The following is a 15,808-nucleotide window of genomic DNA, read 5'->3' as shown; positions in this document are numbered from 1 at the left end:
TCATTATAGATTAAGCCTTGTTTCCGAACGATATTTGGATGCAGGGCTTATTTTTTTGAATGATGGCACATTGATGAAGAAACCTGCCCTTGATGTGTGGTTACCCGCATTATGTAAGTGAAGTGCACCCCCTATACTAAAGGAGAAAGAACGAGATTGCAGATATGATGAGGAGGTTAGGTAGATGAAAATAAGCAAAAAATTTCTCATCTCGGTGATGTTTTTGGTGCTTACAGGGAGTTTGGCAGCTTGCAGCAGCCCAAAACCTTCGGAACAAGGCTCGGGAACAGAAGCGGATGCCAAGACAAAAATCACATACTGGACGGGAGATCGCCATGATTCCGAGTATGTCAAAGAAACGATTAATACATTCAACCAAACGAATAAAGACAACATCGAGGTTGAGCTGGTCATCAAGGGAGACGATTTCGATCAGGCACTGGATATGTCCTATCAGACCTCAGAGCCGCCGGATATTATTCGCGTGAAGGAAAATACCATCCAGACGTTCTATAAAAAAGGATTTCTTGCCCCCATTGATGAGTTTTTGACGGACGAGATGAAGGAGAAGTTCCCGGTCATGGAGGACTTGAACAGTTTTGAAGGTAAACGCTATAGCCTGCCTAACTATGGTACGACGATGCGATTGATCTATAACAAAGAACTTTTTGACAAAGCAGGCATTAAGCAACCCCCCACCACTTTGGATGAGCTGGTCGAAACAGCTAAGAAAATAACCGAAGTGGGGAAGGCCAGCGGAGCCTATGGATTCGCTCAGAATTTCAAGAGTCCTTCGAGTGCATTTGGTCGCTCCGCGCGAGTGATCGCAGAGGTTAGCGGGTACGGGGGATTTGGATATGATTTTAAGACCGCACGCTACGATTTCAGTAGTTTTAAGCCCATTATAGAGGCTTTCAAAAAAATCAAAGATGATGGCAGCATGCTGCCGGGTGTGGAGTCGCTGGATATTGACCCACTGCGCGCACAATTCGCAGAAGGTAAAATTGGCATGTATTTATCCTTTTCCGCAGAGGCAGGAGTTTATCAATCGCAATTCCCGGCGAAGATTGACTGGGCCGCAGCACCCGTACCATCCATTAATGGACAATTCAATGGCGCCTCTGGTTTCTTGGGTGGCCAGTGGTTGGCCATCAGCTCTCAGTCTGAACATAAAGAAGCTGCCTGGAAATTTCTCACGTACATGTACGACGAATCCATCCTGAAACAGTACCAGGAAAAAGGATTTGGCATATCCATGGTTCCTTCCGTTAGTGCGGTCGCCGCCAAGCCGGAAGTGAAAGGGATTGACGGATTCCTTCCAAATCAATACGACGGTGTCTGGCCAGTATATCCGTCTGTAGCAGTTCAAGGCATGAAGTCGGATGATGCGTTTTTCAGTTATATGCTGAGTGGTGGCGATCTGGATTCCATCATTAGCGATTTGAACACTCGTTATAACGCCGCATTGGATGCTGCCATCGCAAGCGGGGATGTGAAGGCGGAACCAATAGCAGATTTTAATCCTCTTGATCTTGCGGGGCAATATGCTAAGTAGAAGCAGACCGGGGATGGTGCTTATACCATCTTTACCATTAAAAAAAGTGAAAGAAATACAGGGAGTTGAGAGGATATGAATAAAGCGAAGAATGCTGCCTTCTCATACAGTTTTCTTTTGCCTAGCTTTATTCTGACCATGGTTTTAGGCATTTACCCGATGGTATGGGCGCTGAGATATATGTTCTACGACTACAAAGGATTTGGCACCGAGCGATTTGTTGGTTTGGCCAATTTCAAACGCATTATGGGAGATCAGCAGTTCTGGGAGTCCGCTGCCAATACGTTTATTTACGCCGGAGGCAAAATTCTGCTATCGATTCCGCTTGCCTTGATCCTAGCTGTGATTCTGAACTGGAATATCAAAGGAAAGAATCTGCTTAGAGCCATTTTCTTCATGCCGACGATTATAAGTACGGCGGTCATGGCAGTCGTCTTTTTTACAATCTTCAACTCGTATAATGGCATTCTGAATCAATTTCTGATGAAGTATCTTTTTATTCAAAATGCCGTCGACTGGCTCGGCGTGGATTATGCGATGCTGACCGTTATTCTTGTGGCGGTATGGGGAGCGATTGGAAATTACATGCTTTTATTTCTGGCGGGTCTCCAAAACATTCCCCAAGATGTGTACGAGAGCTCTGCACTGGATGGGGCTAACAAATTCCAGCAGTTCAGATACATCACCATTCCAATGCTTGGTCCTGTCATGCAGATGATTATCATGCTCGCCATCATTAATGCACTCAAAGGTTATGAAAGCATCATGGTCATGACCGATGGAGGTCCGATCGGGAAAACGAATGTCATGTTCCTCTACGTGTACAAATTATTTTTCCCGCCGGCTGGCGGGGCCGCGGCGACGCAAATTCAGGAGTTTGGGTATGGGAGCGCCGTAGCCTTTGTTACGGCCTTGATTGTCGGCGTGATTACAATACTTTATTTCTACGGCTCTCGTAGAATGAGTCAGAACGATTAAGGAGGAACGTTCATGAAGATCGCCTGGAATACCGCACTATGGACGTTTCTGATCGTCGTTGCATTCCTGACCCTGTTTCCTGTGGCAATCACCTTTCTCGGTTCTTTCAAAACCAATGCCGAGCTAACGGCCGGGGCCACATTTCTGCCGGCTGATTGGCAGTTCTCCAACTACCTTGAGGCATGGAAACAGGCCAATTTTTCAACGTACACGCTGAATAGCCTCTTCGTTGCAAGTGCCTCGACGCTCGGGACATTACTCGTGGCTTCCATGGCAGCGTATGTCGTGAACCGCATGGATTTTATCGGTAAAAAGATCTACGTCAGCCTTCAGGCATTCACGATGTTTGTAGCCATTGGCGCTGTTGTGCTTCGACCCCAATTTGACCTTATGGTTAAGCTTCATCTACATGACTCGCTGTGGGGAGTCATTCTGATTCTGATCAGCGCCCATGCTTCAGCCTTTTTTATCCTGCTTAGTTTCATGAACGGGATTCCCAGGGAGCTGGACGAAGCAGCTCGGATCGACGGCTGCTCACCGGGAAGGACATTTTGGAGAATCATCATTCCCTTGCTTACGCCAGGGCTGGGTGTATGCGCATTGTTTGCCTTCCGAGGCGCGTGGAACGAGTATCTGCTCCCGTTTGTATTTACGCTTAGCAAGCCTGAATTGCAGACGTTGACCGTCGGTTTGGCCAATCTGAAATACGGGGTCGCCGCCGCTTCACAGACACACTTCATGATGGCCGGGGCGTGCCTCTCTATTCTGCCGATTCTAATCGCGTATATTTTTGCTAACAAATCCTTTATGCAAATGACCGCCGGTTCCTTGAAGGGGTAGCAGGAATCGATCTAACGAGGAGGCATATGCCATGAATTCACTTCATATCGGAGATTTGACCTCAAGTTCTGTCATTCAACGTTATCCGGATAACCCGGTTCTGGATGCATCCCGGGTTCCGTATCCGACTGCACTTGTGTTTAATGCAGGCGTAACTAAATTCAACGGGTTGTATGTGATGGTGTTTCGCAACGATTACGGCTCCACCGAACAGATGACACTTGAACCACATCATACCACGGACCTTGGAGTCGCTTTCAGTAGAGACGGTATCCATTGGGAAGTACGGCCTAAGCCTTGTTTTAAGCTGTGCGATCAAGAGATCATTCGGGCATATGACCCGAGACTTACGGTGCTAGACGGTCGTTGTTATATGTGTTTCGCCGTGGATACGAAGCATGGTATTCGCGGTGGAGTTGCTGTTACGGACGATTTTGAGAACTTTGAAATTTTGAGTCTATCCACGCCGGATTTGCGCAACATGGTATTATTTCCCGAGAAAATCGGAGGAAACTACGTGAGACTTGAACGGCCATTCACCGTGTACAGCCGAGGAGGAATGGACCGGTTTGATATGTGGATATCCGAATCTCCGGATTTGAAATATTGGGGCAATTCCGACTTGCTGCTGGCTGTTGAAGACGTTGCTTTTGCCAATGACAAGATCGGCCCTGCCGCTCCACCAATCAAGACGAAGCATGGGTGGCTTACCACATTCCATGTCGTAGATATTGATCCAGCAAGGGGGAAGAATGGATGGGAATCATCCTGGAAGAAGCGGTATTCGGCTGGCTTGATGCTGCTTGACTTAAATAATCCGAAGAAAATCATTGGCAGGGCCAAGGAACCCTTAATGGCGCCTGAAGTAAGTTACGAGATCGAGGGAGGGTTCCGGAATAACGTGATCTTTCCTGGCGGGATGATCCTTGAATCTGATGGTGAAGTGAAAATCTATTACGGCTCAGCAGATACGGTGGAATGTTTGGCCACGGCACATATCGATGATCTGATCAAGCTATGCCTAAACGATTAAAACGAGGTGGATAAACTATGACAGTATGGAACCTGCTAAAGGATCCGCCTGCTCGTTATCGAACAAAACCATTCTGGTCATGGAATGACGATCTAAATAAGCACGAGCTATTAAGGCAGATCGAAGCAATGCATGAGGCAGGCATTGGGGGTTTTTTTATTCACGCCCGAGGAGGCTTAACGGTACCATACATGGGTGAGGAGTGGATGGATTTAAACCAATACTGTATCGAGAAGTGCCAAGAACTCGGGATGGAGGTGTGGCTGTATGATGAAAATGGCTGGCCCAGCGGTTACGCAGACGGAAAGCTGCCTGCCCTCGGTCATTCCTATCAGCAAAAGCGTCTGTCGTACGAGTGGACACCCTTTAATCAAGAAGAAAAAGTGACGATTGCCAGCTATATTCAGATTGAAGATCAGCTGCATCTCCTTAAACAAGATGATCCACGCAGACCTGACTTCCGCGTGTATTACGAGGTCAATCCGTATTATATTGATACGCTAAGCAAGCGTGTAGTGAGCACATTTATTGAGATGATTTACGATGCTTACTGGCTAAGGCTTGGGCCAAAATATGGTTCTGCAATCAAGGGAATATTCACGGATGAACCGCAGTTTGGTCGAGGTGATCTACCGTGGTCACTGGAGCTAGCGGATGTCTTCGAGAGCCGTTACGGTTATTCGATTCTTGAAGCTCTTCCAGGACTGTTTCTGGATACGGATAACTGTCGCAAAATGAGGTATGATTATTGGTCTTGCGTTACTACTATGTTCACAGAAGCCTATGCCAAGCAGGTGGGTACGTGGTGCGGTGAGAGAGGGTGGATGTCTGTTGGTCATGTCGTAGACGAACAAACGCTTATGAGTCAAGTTACCTCGGTAGGCGACCCTCTTTGCTTTTATGAGTACCTGCATATTCCAGGGTGTGACTGGCTGGGCCGATCTGTTGGCGAAGATCCGCTGGTTCCCAAGCAGGTCAGCTCTGTTGTACGTCAACTCGGCCAAAAAAAGGCCATCACTGAAAGTTACGGTTGTACGGGGTGGAATATCAGCTTTCGGGATCTGAAACGAATCGGCGAGTGGCAATTTGTTCATGGAATGAATCTCATGTGCCAGCACTTGCAGGCATATTCGCTAAGAGGTCTGCGAAAGCGGGATTATCCGCCTTCTCTCTTCTATCAGCAGCCTTGGTGGGAACACTATCATCGCTTTAACGATTACTTTGCCCGGTTATCGATGCTTCTGGTCGAAGGCTCCAGGCAAGCGGAGGTATTGTTGCTGCATCCCATCAGCACCGCTTGGGTGGAACAACAGGGTTCAGATTCAGCAGGGATAGAGCCGTATCATCAATCGTTTGCGCAGCTGTCTCGCTGGTTGTGTCAATCGTTCATTGAACATGATTACGGAAGTGAAGGGATGTTGGAGCGACATGGAAATATTGATGGTGGACAGTTCGTTGTAGGGGAAGCCCGCTACTCGGTTGTAGTCATACCTCCATGCGTCACATTAAGCAGCAGGACAGTCCATTTGCTTCATCAGTTTATCCTCCAGGGGGGGATGTTAATTGCACTTGAACCCTACCCACGGTTGATTGATGGAGAACAGAATGAAGATATCAATCGTTTGATCCATACTGCCCTAAAACCCGCCAATACCCGTTTATCCATAGCCGAGATGATATCCGGTCAGGTTGCGCCGTCGATCTCATTACATGACAGGTGGGGAAACTCCATTGCATCTGATATGGTTAACGTCCAGATACTTAAGCTTGACGACTCTTACCTATACTATTTGGTGAATTCAGGTGACGAGTCATATTCTGATATTGAAATAACCATTCATCAAAAGGGGAAGCTTTGTCTTATTGATTTGGAAAGCGGTGACCTCAAATCAGTGAACCAAAGAACGGTTGATGGCGGTACGCGGGTTGCATTGACGCTCTATCCTGTTCAGTCCTATATGTTCCTGCTTACACAGCATGATGTGAAAAGTCACTCCGATCCAATAAATCTGCTTCAAACGGACCTAAGCAATAGTCATATTTATCATCTGGATAACCAGTGGCAAATCGAGCAAATCGATGTGAATAGCATCACGCTGGATACCTGCAGGTATCGCGTAAAGAATGGGGAATGGTCTACGGAAATGCCCCTTATTTTTATTCAGGAAAAGCTGCTGCAGATCGGTTCCCCCGTTCATATCGAGTTGGAATTCAGCATTAACCTTGCATTCGAACCTGATGACGGGCAAGAGATGTATTTAGTCGTGGAAAACCCGGAAAAACTGCAAATTGTAGTGAATGAAATAGATGTTGAATCAATCAGCAGTGGTTGGTGGAGGGATATCTCTTTCCAAAAGATAAATATCGGAGGATGCCTATTCAAAGGACGAAACAAGATCAGGTTCAGCCTGTACTTCTGGAATTCACCTGAAACGTATGCAGCGATGGCTCGGGCAAACCAATTCGAATCCGAAGCGAATAAGCTTACACTGGATACGGAACTTGAAAGCATATATATTATCGGTGATTTTGCTGTCATTTCCCAATCTGGTTATGTGGGTCATGAACATGGAGTGAGATGTACGGAGGGACCATTTATACTCGCCGATTCTCTGCAAATATGCTCGCTGGAAGACGATTTGGTAAGTCAGGGTTTACCGTTCTTCGCAGGAAGCATTAGAGTTGCGCAGACGATCCAAATACAATTCGGTGATGGAGATTCCTGGCTTTGGGATTTTGGTTCACAACCAGATGCAACAGTCACCAGGTTAAGGATTAACGGAGTAGAGATTCGTCTTTTCTTATGGGAGCCGTATGTCTCCAATATCACGGATTTTCTTAGACCAGGAGAAAATCACATTGAGCTGGAATTGACCGGAAGCTGCAGGAACTTGCTCGGGCCACATCATCATATAAAAGGGGAGCCAGTTAAAGTAGGCCCAGACAGCTTTAAGGATAAGCCGGGATGGACGGATAAGGATCTGGATCCGAATACTTCTATTTACCAGGAGCGTTATGCGTTTGTACCTTTTGGACTCTCTGCCACTCCCAGATTGGTTCGTATTCCTGAATGATTAGAACTAAGGATAATTTTGCTGAAGAATTATTGTATGCGCTTTCTAAGGTGATGAAATGACTGGAGGCGATATGAAATGGCATGGGTTAGAACGCATTTTCGTGCAACCATTATGCTTACTATAGTTTTTGCTTTACTGCTGACACCCTATTCGAATTCTCACGTTAACGCATTGGAGAGTGAAGAACAGCATCTTCAGGGGAGTTCAGCGACAATTACAACCTACGAGCCATCGGTCCGGTATGCACGTTCCGTGAATTACACGCTTAAGGCAAACGGAGTGCCTGTTCCTGTTGTGAAGGGGTTCAGCGATTATGACTATGCGCATTTTTCGATGTCAGATGGCCCCGTCACTTACGAATTAACGATCCTGAACACGGACAAGGTGCATGAGTATTCGATAAGTCCGAAGAAACTCGGAATCCAAGCCGACAAGATCGAGGGCAGAACCATCACTTTTACGACTCAATCTGATGAATACCTTATCGTAATGATGAATAATCGCAAGACCCGCATGGTCATCGCTGCAGATCCACTCGAAACGGATGTCCCTGCTTCAAGTGGCGAGGGAATCTTTAATATCGGAGCGGCGCCGTATCATGTGGCATCCTCAGGTTCGTCAGCCACTGGAGTTTCAGCAAGGACCCAGGCCATTCAACAGGCCATAGAAGATGCCAGCCATTACGGAACTTTAAAAGGCGGAGGGGCTCAAGGGATAGTTTATGTACCTGCAGGAACTTATTTGATTGGCAACCTGGTCTTAAAAAGTAATACGGCGATCTATATGGCACCCGGAGCCACCCTGGTAGGTACGGGCAAAACTTCAGATTATACGGAGCACTGGTTCAAGGATTCGATGGGACGACCGGCAACCTGGTGGATCTCTACTGCCTTCCAATCCGAGAACATTAAAATATATGGACGAGGTACAATTGATGGCAATGGGCAAGCACTGCATGATGACAAAAGTACCAATGGAAAAGGAATGATTAATAACCTGGTTGTTCCGATCGATACGACCCACTTTGAGATGGAAGGCATTGTCATCCGAGAATCAGCGGGCTGGGCTGTGGTTACGGTGCGTTCAGATGATCTTGTCTTCCGAAATCTAAAGCTCTTTAACAGTTTGGGTATGGGGGAGAACGATGGTATCGATATTTGTGAATCTCAAGATGTCATTGTACAGAATAGCATTGGTATCTCGCTTGATGATCCATTCTCCACAAAATCATGGAAATCGGATACGGATATCGCTTCCGGAAGAGTGCCATGGCCGGGTAGTCCTGAGCCTGTTCGCGATGTGCTATTCGAGGACACGATTGCATGGACGTTATGCTATGGATACAAGGTAGGCCAAGGTGTTATGCAAAATCAGTCCAATATCGTATTTCGCAATGGCGTTGTTTATAAAGCAGCAGTCGGGTTCGCAATCCATCACAAGTACGGCACCGGTACGGTGAGCGATGTTCGCTTTGAATCCATGGATGTGGAAGACATTAGCGGGAAGAACGAAGACAATAGTGCCTGGATGACCCTATTTACGGTGAATGCTGGCAATAACGGTGTTGGGCCCATCAGTGATATCAAGATTAAGGATATTACGGTACGTGACGCTGGCGAAAGTTTTGCGAAAATGAAAGGCATGGAAGGTGCGAAGATCACGGATGTGACCTTTGATAATATATATATGCCTGGAGCAAGCCAGCCGGCCACTACACTTCACGAGATGAACTTTTTGAGCAAGGAACATTACGATGATATTACAATCAGGCCAGTTCAAGATGAGGAACCACTTCCCAGAACCAACTTAGCGCTTCATCGTCCCGCAGTAGCTTCATCTCGTGATGGAGTTGAAGATACCGCCCCATACGTAAATGATGGGAATTTTTCTACACGCTTTGGTTCAAAACGGGGAGTGGATCCAGGTTGGGTATATGTGGATTTAGGCGAGAGTAAAACGATAGATGAAGTGAGGTTGTATTGGGAAACTGCTTATGGCAAAAGTTATCGAATACAGGTTACCGAAGATCCGAGTCATGAAGGGAATTGGCGAGATGTTTACAGTACCACAACAGGTCAGGGTGGTATTGAGACCATAACCTTTGACGAAGTTCAAGCACGGTATGTTCGAATGTATGGAACCGTTCGGGCAACCATATACGGATATTCGATCTGGGAGTTTGAGGTTTACGGTCCCGAGTAGAATCCAATAGCATTTCGGCAGTCTCTATCATTGAATCGATGCATTCAGAGACTGCCGCTTTTTATATTATTTTGAGATGTGATCTTTATCCAAGCAGAGTTACGACGAAAAAAGTGCTTCTGTTGCAACTGGCTTATGGATCGGGAGTGGCTGAAGGGCGGTTGATTGATCAATATGGACAAACGCATCATAACGGTCCGCCATGCTGGAAGGTACATAATTGCCGTAGCGTTCAAGCTTCGGATCATATACCACACCGATGGCGCGGTGACCAATGACTTTATGCAGTAACGAGGACGCTTCGGAGAGCATGACCATGCCATTACGGCCACCTCCTGCCTGATGCATGTAATCCTCCCAGCTTCCCGGCTGCCCGGGTGGAACGACCATTTTCTCAACAGGATCTCCCCAGCCTCTTCCTGCAAGGACTTCTCCTTTATAGGTTCCGAAGCCAACGGCAAACACCTGATGCTGTGCATCCTCACGCAGCAGCTGACCAACATTCACCATGCCATCTTCCAGCATGTCTGTTGCTCGCGCATCTCCAATGTGTGTATTATGCTCCCAGACAATGGCTTTGGCAGAGGACCCGTAATATGACATGATACGCTTCAGTGATTCCACCATATGCCTGTCACGTACATTCCAGGAATCCGGGCCACCGCGGACCATCGTTCGATAATAGGCTTCTGAGCTGGAAGTTACCAGCATGTTAACCTCTGCGTTCAATTCTTCTTCACTACCCGGGTGCACCACATGCTGTTTCTGCATCTGCTTTAGTAGTCCGACCACTTCATTCTCACAGCTCTCGGAGAGTAACCCTGCTGCAATACCATAACTCTGATGATCCTTGTTGTATGGATCGAAGCATGCATAGGTGCGGCGGGCCTGTTCCAATTGAGGAGATTTGGTTTTCTCCAAATACCCAATAATGGCCTCCATCGATTCCCATAAGGAGTACATATCGATCCCATAAAATCCGACCTTAGAACGCTCACAGCTGCCACTGATTTCAGCTGCATTATATTCTTTTAGCCACTCGGCAAAATTACGAATTTCTGTATTCGCCCACATCCAATTCGGCCAGCGAGTAAAATCACCCAGTGCGTCTGCTGCCGAAGAATCGGCACCCGGTGCTCTTTTTATATACCGATTCAACCGATAAGCAGCGGGCCAATCTCCTTCAACACCGATGATGTTAAATCCTTTGTTTGTAATCAGCTTTTTCGAAAGTTCAGCCCTGTATCGATAGAAGTCGGCTGTCCCATGACTTGATTCCCCAAGGAGCACAATATCTGCATCCCCGATTGCATCAACCATTCGATCCAGATTCTCCATTTCGTCCAAAGGGATAAATAAGGCACCCAGTTCTTTTAAATAAGCATCATTCTCTGATTGAGAGTTGGAATTCATGAAGTCCTTCCTTCCTATAGGCGGTATGAGAAAATTATTTCCGAATTGTTCAATGAATAACCGAATCAAGCTGCTTGAAAAGAATTGAAGACATAATTGTTCACCGCCCTAAACGAGGAATGATTCTAAACGCGAAATATAAGCGGTTGTTGATATAGACTGAATAAGTCGAGTGAGGTTTTTCGGGAGTATTGAAAAAGGTCTGAGAGGGGGCACATGGGGAAGGAAATGAAGAAGGAACAATTGAACGAAATAGCAAAAAAAAGGACCTGACATTTAGTCAGGTCCTTTTAAAATTATTGCATATAAAGTAACACGATGGTATGATCAGTTCACGAGTATATTTATGTATTTACGCATAGATAGTCTATCTTATATTTTTATTTTAGCATGCCGCTGATATCTTGTCAAAGGATTTTTTTCTCAATTTGATGATTAGGAGAGATGTTGAATGAGTTCTATGGTTCTCAGTTTCCAGGAGATCGAAAAGTCACAGCTTTGGCTTGTGGGTGGGAAGGGTTTGAATCTAGGAGCATTATCCAAGAGGGAAGGGATTCGGGTTCCTGAGGGATTTTGTGTGACAACGTTGGGATACCAGAAAGCCATCGAACAAAACATGACATACCACTCTTTGCTCAGTCGACTAACCATGCTTCATGTAGAAGAGCGAGATCAAATTGGTGAATTAAGCAGAGAGATTCGGCAGATCATTATGAATTCAGAAATTCCTTATGAGGTTGTCGAGGCAGTAAGCCGCTACCTCAGCCAGTATGGAGATGAACATGCATATGCGGTGCGTTCCAGTGCAACTGCCGAGGATTTGCCACATGCTTCTTTTGCAGGTCAGCAGGATACTTATTTGAACATCATCGGCAAGGAAGCCATACTGGAGCATATTCGCAAATGTTGGGCGTCCCTTTTCACGGATCGTGCTGTAATCTACCGTATGCAGAACGGATTCGATCATAACCAGGTATACTTGGCTGTTATTATTCAGAAGATGATTTTCCCGCAGGCTTCAGGAATTTTATTTACTGCCGATCCCATGACGTCCAGCCGAAAACTCTTATCGATCGATGCCAGCTATGGTTTGGGAGAAGCACTGGTTTCCGGCTTGGTATCTGCTGATGGTTATAAGGTAAGGGAAGAAGAAATTGTCGATAAAAGAATTGCAACCAAAAAACTCGCAATCTATGCTCGAAAAGAAGGCGGGACTGAGACGCGGACAATTCAATCTGATCAGCAAAAAGCTCAAACACTCGCGGATCATCACATTTTGGAGTTAGCTCGAATAGGAAGACAGATTGAAGCTTACTTTGGTTGCCCGCAGGATATTGAGTGGTGCTTGTCCGATGGCACCTTCTACATTGTCCAGAGCCGACCAATTACAACGTTATTTCCGATCCCTGAAGTGAATGATCAAGAAAATCATGTGTATGTTTCTGTTGCCCATCAACAAATGATGACTGATCCCATCAAACCACTCGGACTTTCATTTTATCTCATGACAACTCCTGCACCCATGCGTGTAGCTGGCGGGAGGTTGTTCGTGGATGTAACGCCTATGCTAGCCTCACCTGTCACCAGAGAAAACATTGTGAATGCCCTTGGGAAATCCGATCCGCTTATCAAAGACGCTTTAATGACGGTAATTGAGCGAGGAGATTTTGTGAAATCAATACCGAACGACAATCCAGTAGAGAATTCCGATAAAGGTAATAGAGGTTTGCCCCCAGCAGGCACTCAAATACCAGTCGATGAACAAGATCCGTCCATCGTTGGGGATTTGATCAAGAACAATGAAGCATCTATAGAAGAATTGAAACAAAAGATTCAAACAAAATCAGGATCTGACCTGATTGATTTTATTCAGGAAGATATCCAGGAACTTAGAAAGATATTATTTGACCCGCGAAGTTCAGCTGTAATAACAACGGGTATGAATGCTTCATTCTGTCTCAATGACAAGATGAACGAATGGTTAGGTGAAAAAAACGCAGCAGATGCGATCTCCCAGTCTGTTCCAAACAATATCACTTCCGAAATGGGGCTCGCCTTATTGGATGTCGCAGATGTGATTCGTCCTTATCCTGAGGTCGTTCAATACTTACAACATGTACAAAAGGATCAATTCCTGGATGATCTTGTTCAGTTCACTGGTGGCCAGGAAGTACAAGAAGCGATCATTGCCTATCTAGAGCGATATGGAATGCGCTGTGCCGGAGAGATTGATCTAACCCGAACTCGCTGGATTGAAAAACCTTTGACACTTGTTCCACTGATTCTGGGTAATATTAAAAACTTTAAACCAAATGAAGGGAGCCGCAAGTTTGAGCAAGGGCGACAGGAGGCTTTGAGAAAAGAAGAGGAATTATTAGAGCGATTGAAGCAGCTGCCTGATGGAGAGCAGAAAGCACAAGAAACAAAAGAAAAGATCGACATCATTCGTAATTTGAGTGGGTACAGAGAGTACCCCAAATACGGCATGGTTCATCGTTACTTCATTTATAAGAAAGCTTTGCTCAAGGAAGCCGAGCGACTAGTTCAAGCGGGTGTTTTGCGGGAAAAAGAAGATATATATGATCTTACTTTTGAAGAACTTCGTGAAGTGGTGAGTACCCGTAAAGTGGATGACCAGATGATCCGCAGGCGAAAAGACGAATATAAACTATATGAAAAATTGACTCCTCCACGTGTGATCACGTCAGATGGCGAAATCATTTCAGGTAAGTATAAAAGAGATAACCTCCCAGCCGAAGCATTAGTGGGTCTCGCTGTCTCTTCCGGTGTTATCGAAGGGCGTGCACGTGTGATTCTGGACATGGAGGAAGCTGAGCTGGAAGATGGAGATATTCTCGTTACTGCTTTTACAGACCCTAGCTGGACACCACTATTTGTGTCCATCAAAGGGCTAGTCACCGAAGTAGGTGGACTGATGACCCATGGAGCCGTTATTGCACGTGAGTACGGCTTGCCAGCAGTGGTTGGCGTGGAGAACGCAACGAAACGTATAAAAGACGGGCAGCGAATTCGTGTGCATGGAACAGAAGGATATATTGAAATCTTATCGTTGTAATTACAACATCAAAAAGGCAGCATGAGATTGAGTTTAAGACAGAGTTAGTTGCAGTTAGAGACATGTATGTTACCTTCAAGCCGCTAGTTTAGCGGCTTTTTTTGTTTTTGTGGAACAAGTTATTTCGGAAGGTAGTCAACGCTTACAAATGGTCGTATAGTAGTAATATGTGATTCGTGGCGTGACCATGGTTCACAGTGTGCAATAATAAAAGATTCTACATAGAAGGACGGATAAACATGGACTTTAAACCGCTTGCTTCATTTATTGATCGAATCACATCCTGGAGAATTCCATGGGCTGAGGTGATGGTCATCCATCAAAATGATACCGTTTTCCACTATCGTAATGGTTACGCTAATCTGGAGGAGAACACACCAATCGCCGATGGGGCCATCTTCAATCTCTATTCCATGACCAAAATCATGACCTGCGTTGCAGCACTTCAACTTGTAGAAAGAGGGCATATGCTGCTCAGTGATCCAGTGTCCGACTATCTGCCGGAGTTTGCAGAGATGAATGTGAAGAAAATAATGCCGAATGGTGAGATCAGATTGGAGAAAGCCACAAGAGCCATTACGGTACGAGATTTGTTTACAATGACCGCGGGCTTCTCGTATGACGTTGGTGCGCCATCTATCAAGGAAGCCGTACAGAGCACCGATGGAAAACTGCCAACTCGCGAGTTTGCGAAAGCGCTCGCGAAGGAACCGCTTCTGTTTGAGCCAGGCACGCATTGGAACTATAGCATGTGTCACGATGTGCTGGGAGCATTAATTGAGGTGGTAAGCGGCAGACGTTTCGGGACATATCTGCAGGAAGAAATCACCGGACCACTCGGCATGAACGACACAGCTTTCGATCTGAACGACGAGCAGCAGTCACGTCTGATTCCGCAATACGCATACAATGATGAACTCGAAAAAGCCATCCGCATGGACGGTAACGGGTTCCGTGTTGGTTCGGAATTGGAGAGTGGGGGTGCAGGACTGTTATCTACCGTACGTGATTATGCGTTGTTCCTGAACGCACTCACTGGTCGTGGTACCAGTCCTGAAGGTGTTCGGATTTTGTCGCAGGCATCCGTGGAATTGATGCGGACAGATCATCTGAATGAGATGACGCGCCCTGATTACTCTTGGGATCATATGGGCGGATATGGTTTTGGACTCGGTGTCCGTACGCATATATCCAAGTCAGAGAGCGGTTCACTAAGCCCTCATGGCGAATTTGGCTGGAGCGGAGCTGCCGGATGCATGGCGATTATTGATCCCGACTCCGGGCTCACCGTCATGTATGCGCAGCATCTGCTTAATAGCCAAGAGCCTTACGTTCAGAGACGTTTGCGCAATGTTGTGTACTCCTGCCTATAATTTGAACGGCGAAGGCAGGGCATCAGTAATCAAATCAAGTTTACTGGAAAGTGTAATTCTACAAAATCATCGTATTTTAGATATTTCCCTATAACGAAAGAAACAGGGACGCGTGTAATGACGTGTCCCTGTTTCTTATTTTATTGTCTAATTGGTAACTGTAGTTAGCATCTACATTGGAATTGAATCTGAAGTTGGTCTCCAATGAGCACCATCCATCAGTACGTCAACCATGTGTAGGATGGCATCAATCATCTGGTT

Annotated in this window: 9 protein-coding genes; 8 read left to right on the top strand and 1 reads right to left on the bottom strand. The window is 46.1% G+C overall.

Going from position 1 to position 15,808, the window contains the following annotated elements; all coding sequences use genetic code 11:
* The first annotated feature begins 184 nt into the window (after positions 1–184).
* From ABIC22_RS24830 to ABIC22_RS24805, 6 genes are all read left to right on the top strand, one after another.
* Complete coding sequence (locus tag ABIC22_RS24830; protein WP_354484558.1) at positions 185–1,555, top strand: ABC transporter substrate-binding protein; 1,371 nt, start codon at positions 185–187, stop codon at positions 1,553–1,555.
* A gap of 75 nt (positions 1,556–1,630) precedes the next feature.
* Entirely contained in the window at positions 1,631–2,533 is a 903-nt protein-coding gene (locus ABIC22_RS24825; RefSeq protein ID WP_354484556.1) for a carbohydrate ABC transporter permease, read from the top strand.
* A gap of 12 nt (positions 2,534–2,545) precedes the next feature.
* Entirely contained in the window at positions 2,546–3,373 is an 828-nt protein-coding gene (locus ABIC22_RS24820; protein ID WP_095358066.1) for a carbohydrate ABC transporter permease, read from the top strand.
* 31 nt (positions 3,374–3,404) lie between these two features.
* A complete protein-coding gene (locus tag ABIC22_RS24815; protein ID WP_354484554.1) occupies positions 3,405–4,406 on the top strand; it encodes a glycoside hydrolase family 130 protein in 1,002 nt (333 codons plus the stop codon).
* 17 nt (positions 4,407–4,423) lie between these two features.
* The gene (locus ABIC22_RS24810) at positions 4,424–7,480 is read left to right on the top strand and encodes a glycosyl hydrolase (RefSeq protein ID WP_354484552.1); all 3,057 of its coding nucleotides are present in this window, start codon (positions 4,424–4,426) and stop codon (positions 7,478–7,480) included.
* A gap of 78 nt (positions 7,481–7,558) precedes the next feature.
* The gene (locus ABIC22_RS24805; protein ID WP_354484550.1) at positions 7,559–9,685 is read left to right on the top strand and encodes a galactose-binding domain-containing protein; all 2,127 of its coding nucleotides are present in this window, start codon (positions 7,559–7,561) and stop codon (positions 9,683–9,685) included.
* 99 nt (positions 9,686–9,784) lie between these two features.
* Here the strand turns inward: ABIC22_RS24805 and ABIC22_RS24800 are convergent, their stop codons facing one another.
* Positions 9,785–11,098, bottom strand: coding sequence for an erythromycin esterase family protein (locus tag ABIC22_RS24800; protein ID WP_354484548.1), 1,314 nt, complete (start codon positions 11,096–11,098; stop codon positions 9,785–9,787).
* A gap of 451 nt (positions 11,099–11,549) precedes the next feature.
* Between ABIC22_RS24800 and ppsA the strand changes: the two genes are divergently transcribed.
* Together ppsA and ABIC22_RS24790 are read left to right on the top strand one after the other, a co-directional pair.
* Positions 11,550–14,174, top strand: a complete 2,625-nt coding sequence (gene ppsA / locus ABIC22_RS24795) for a phosphoenolpyruvate synthase (RefSeq protein ID WP_354484547.1) — start codon at positions 11,550–11,552, stop codon at positions 14,172–14,174.
* Between the two features lie 239 nt (positions 14,175–14,413).
* Complete coding sequence (locus ABIC22_RS24790) at positions 14,414–15,547, top strand: serine hydrolase domain-containing protein (protein ID WP_354484545.1); 1,134 nt, start codon at positions 14,414–14,416, stop codon at positions 15,545–15,547.
* Positions 15,548–15,808 lie beyond the last annotated feature (261 nt).

The sequence above is a fragment of the Paenibacillus sp. PvP094 genome, assembly GCF_040546835.1.
Classification (GTDB): Bacteria; Bacillota; Bacilli; order Paenibacillales; family Paenibacillaceae; genus Paenibacillus; species Paenibacillus illinoisensis.
Note: the sequence above shows the minus strand (reverse complement) of the source record. Positions and strands in the feature narration are given on the sequence as shown.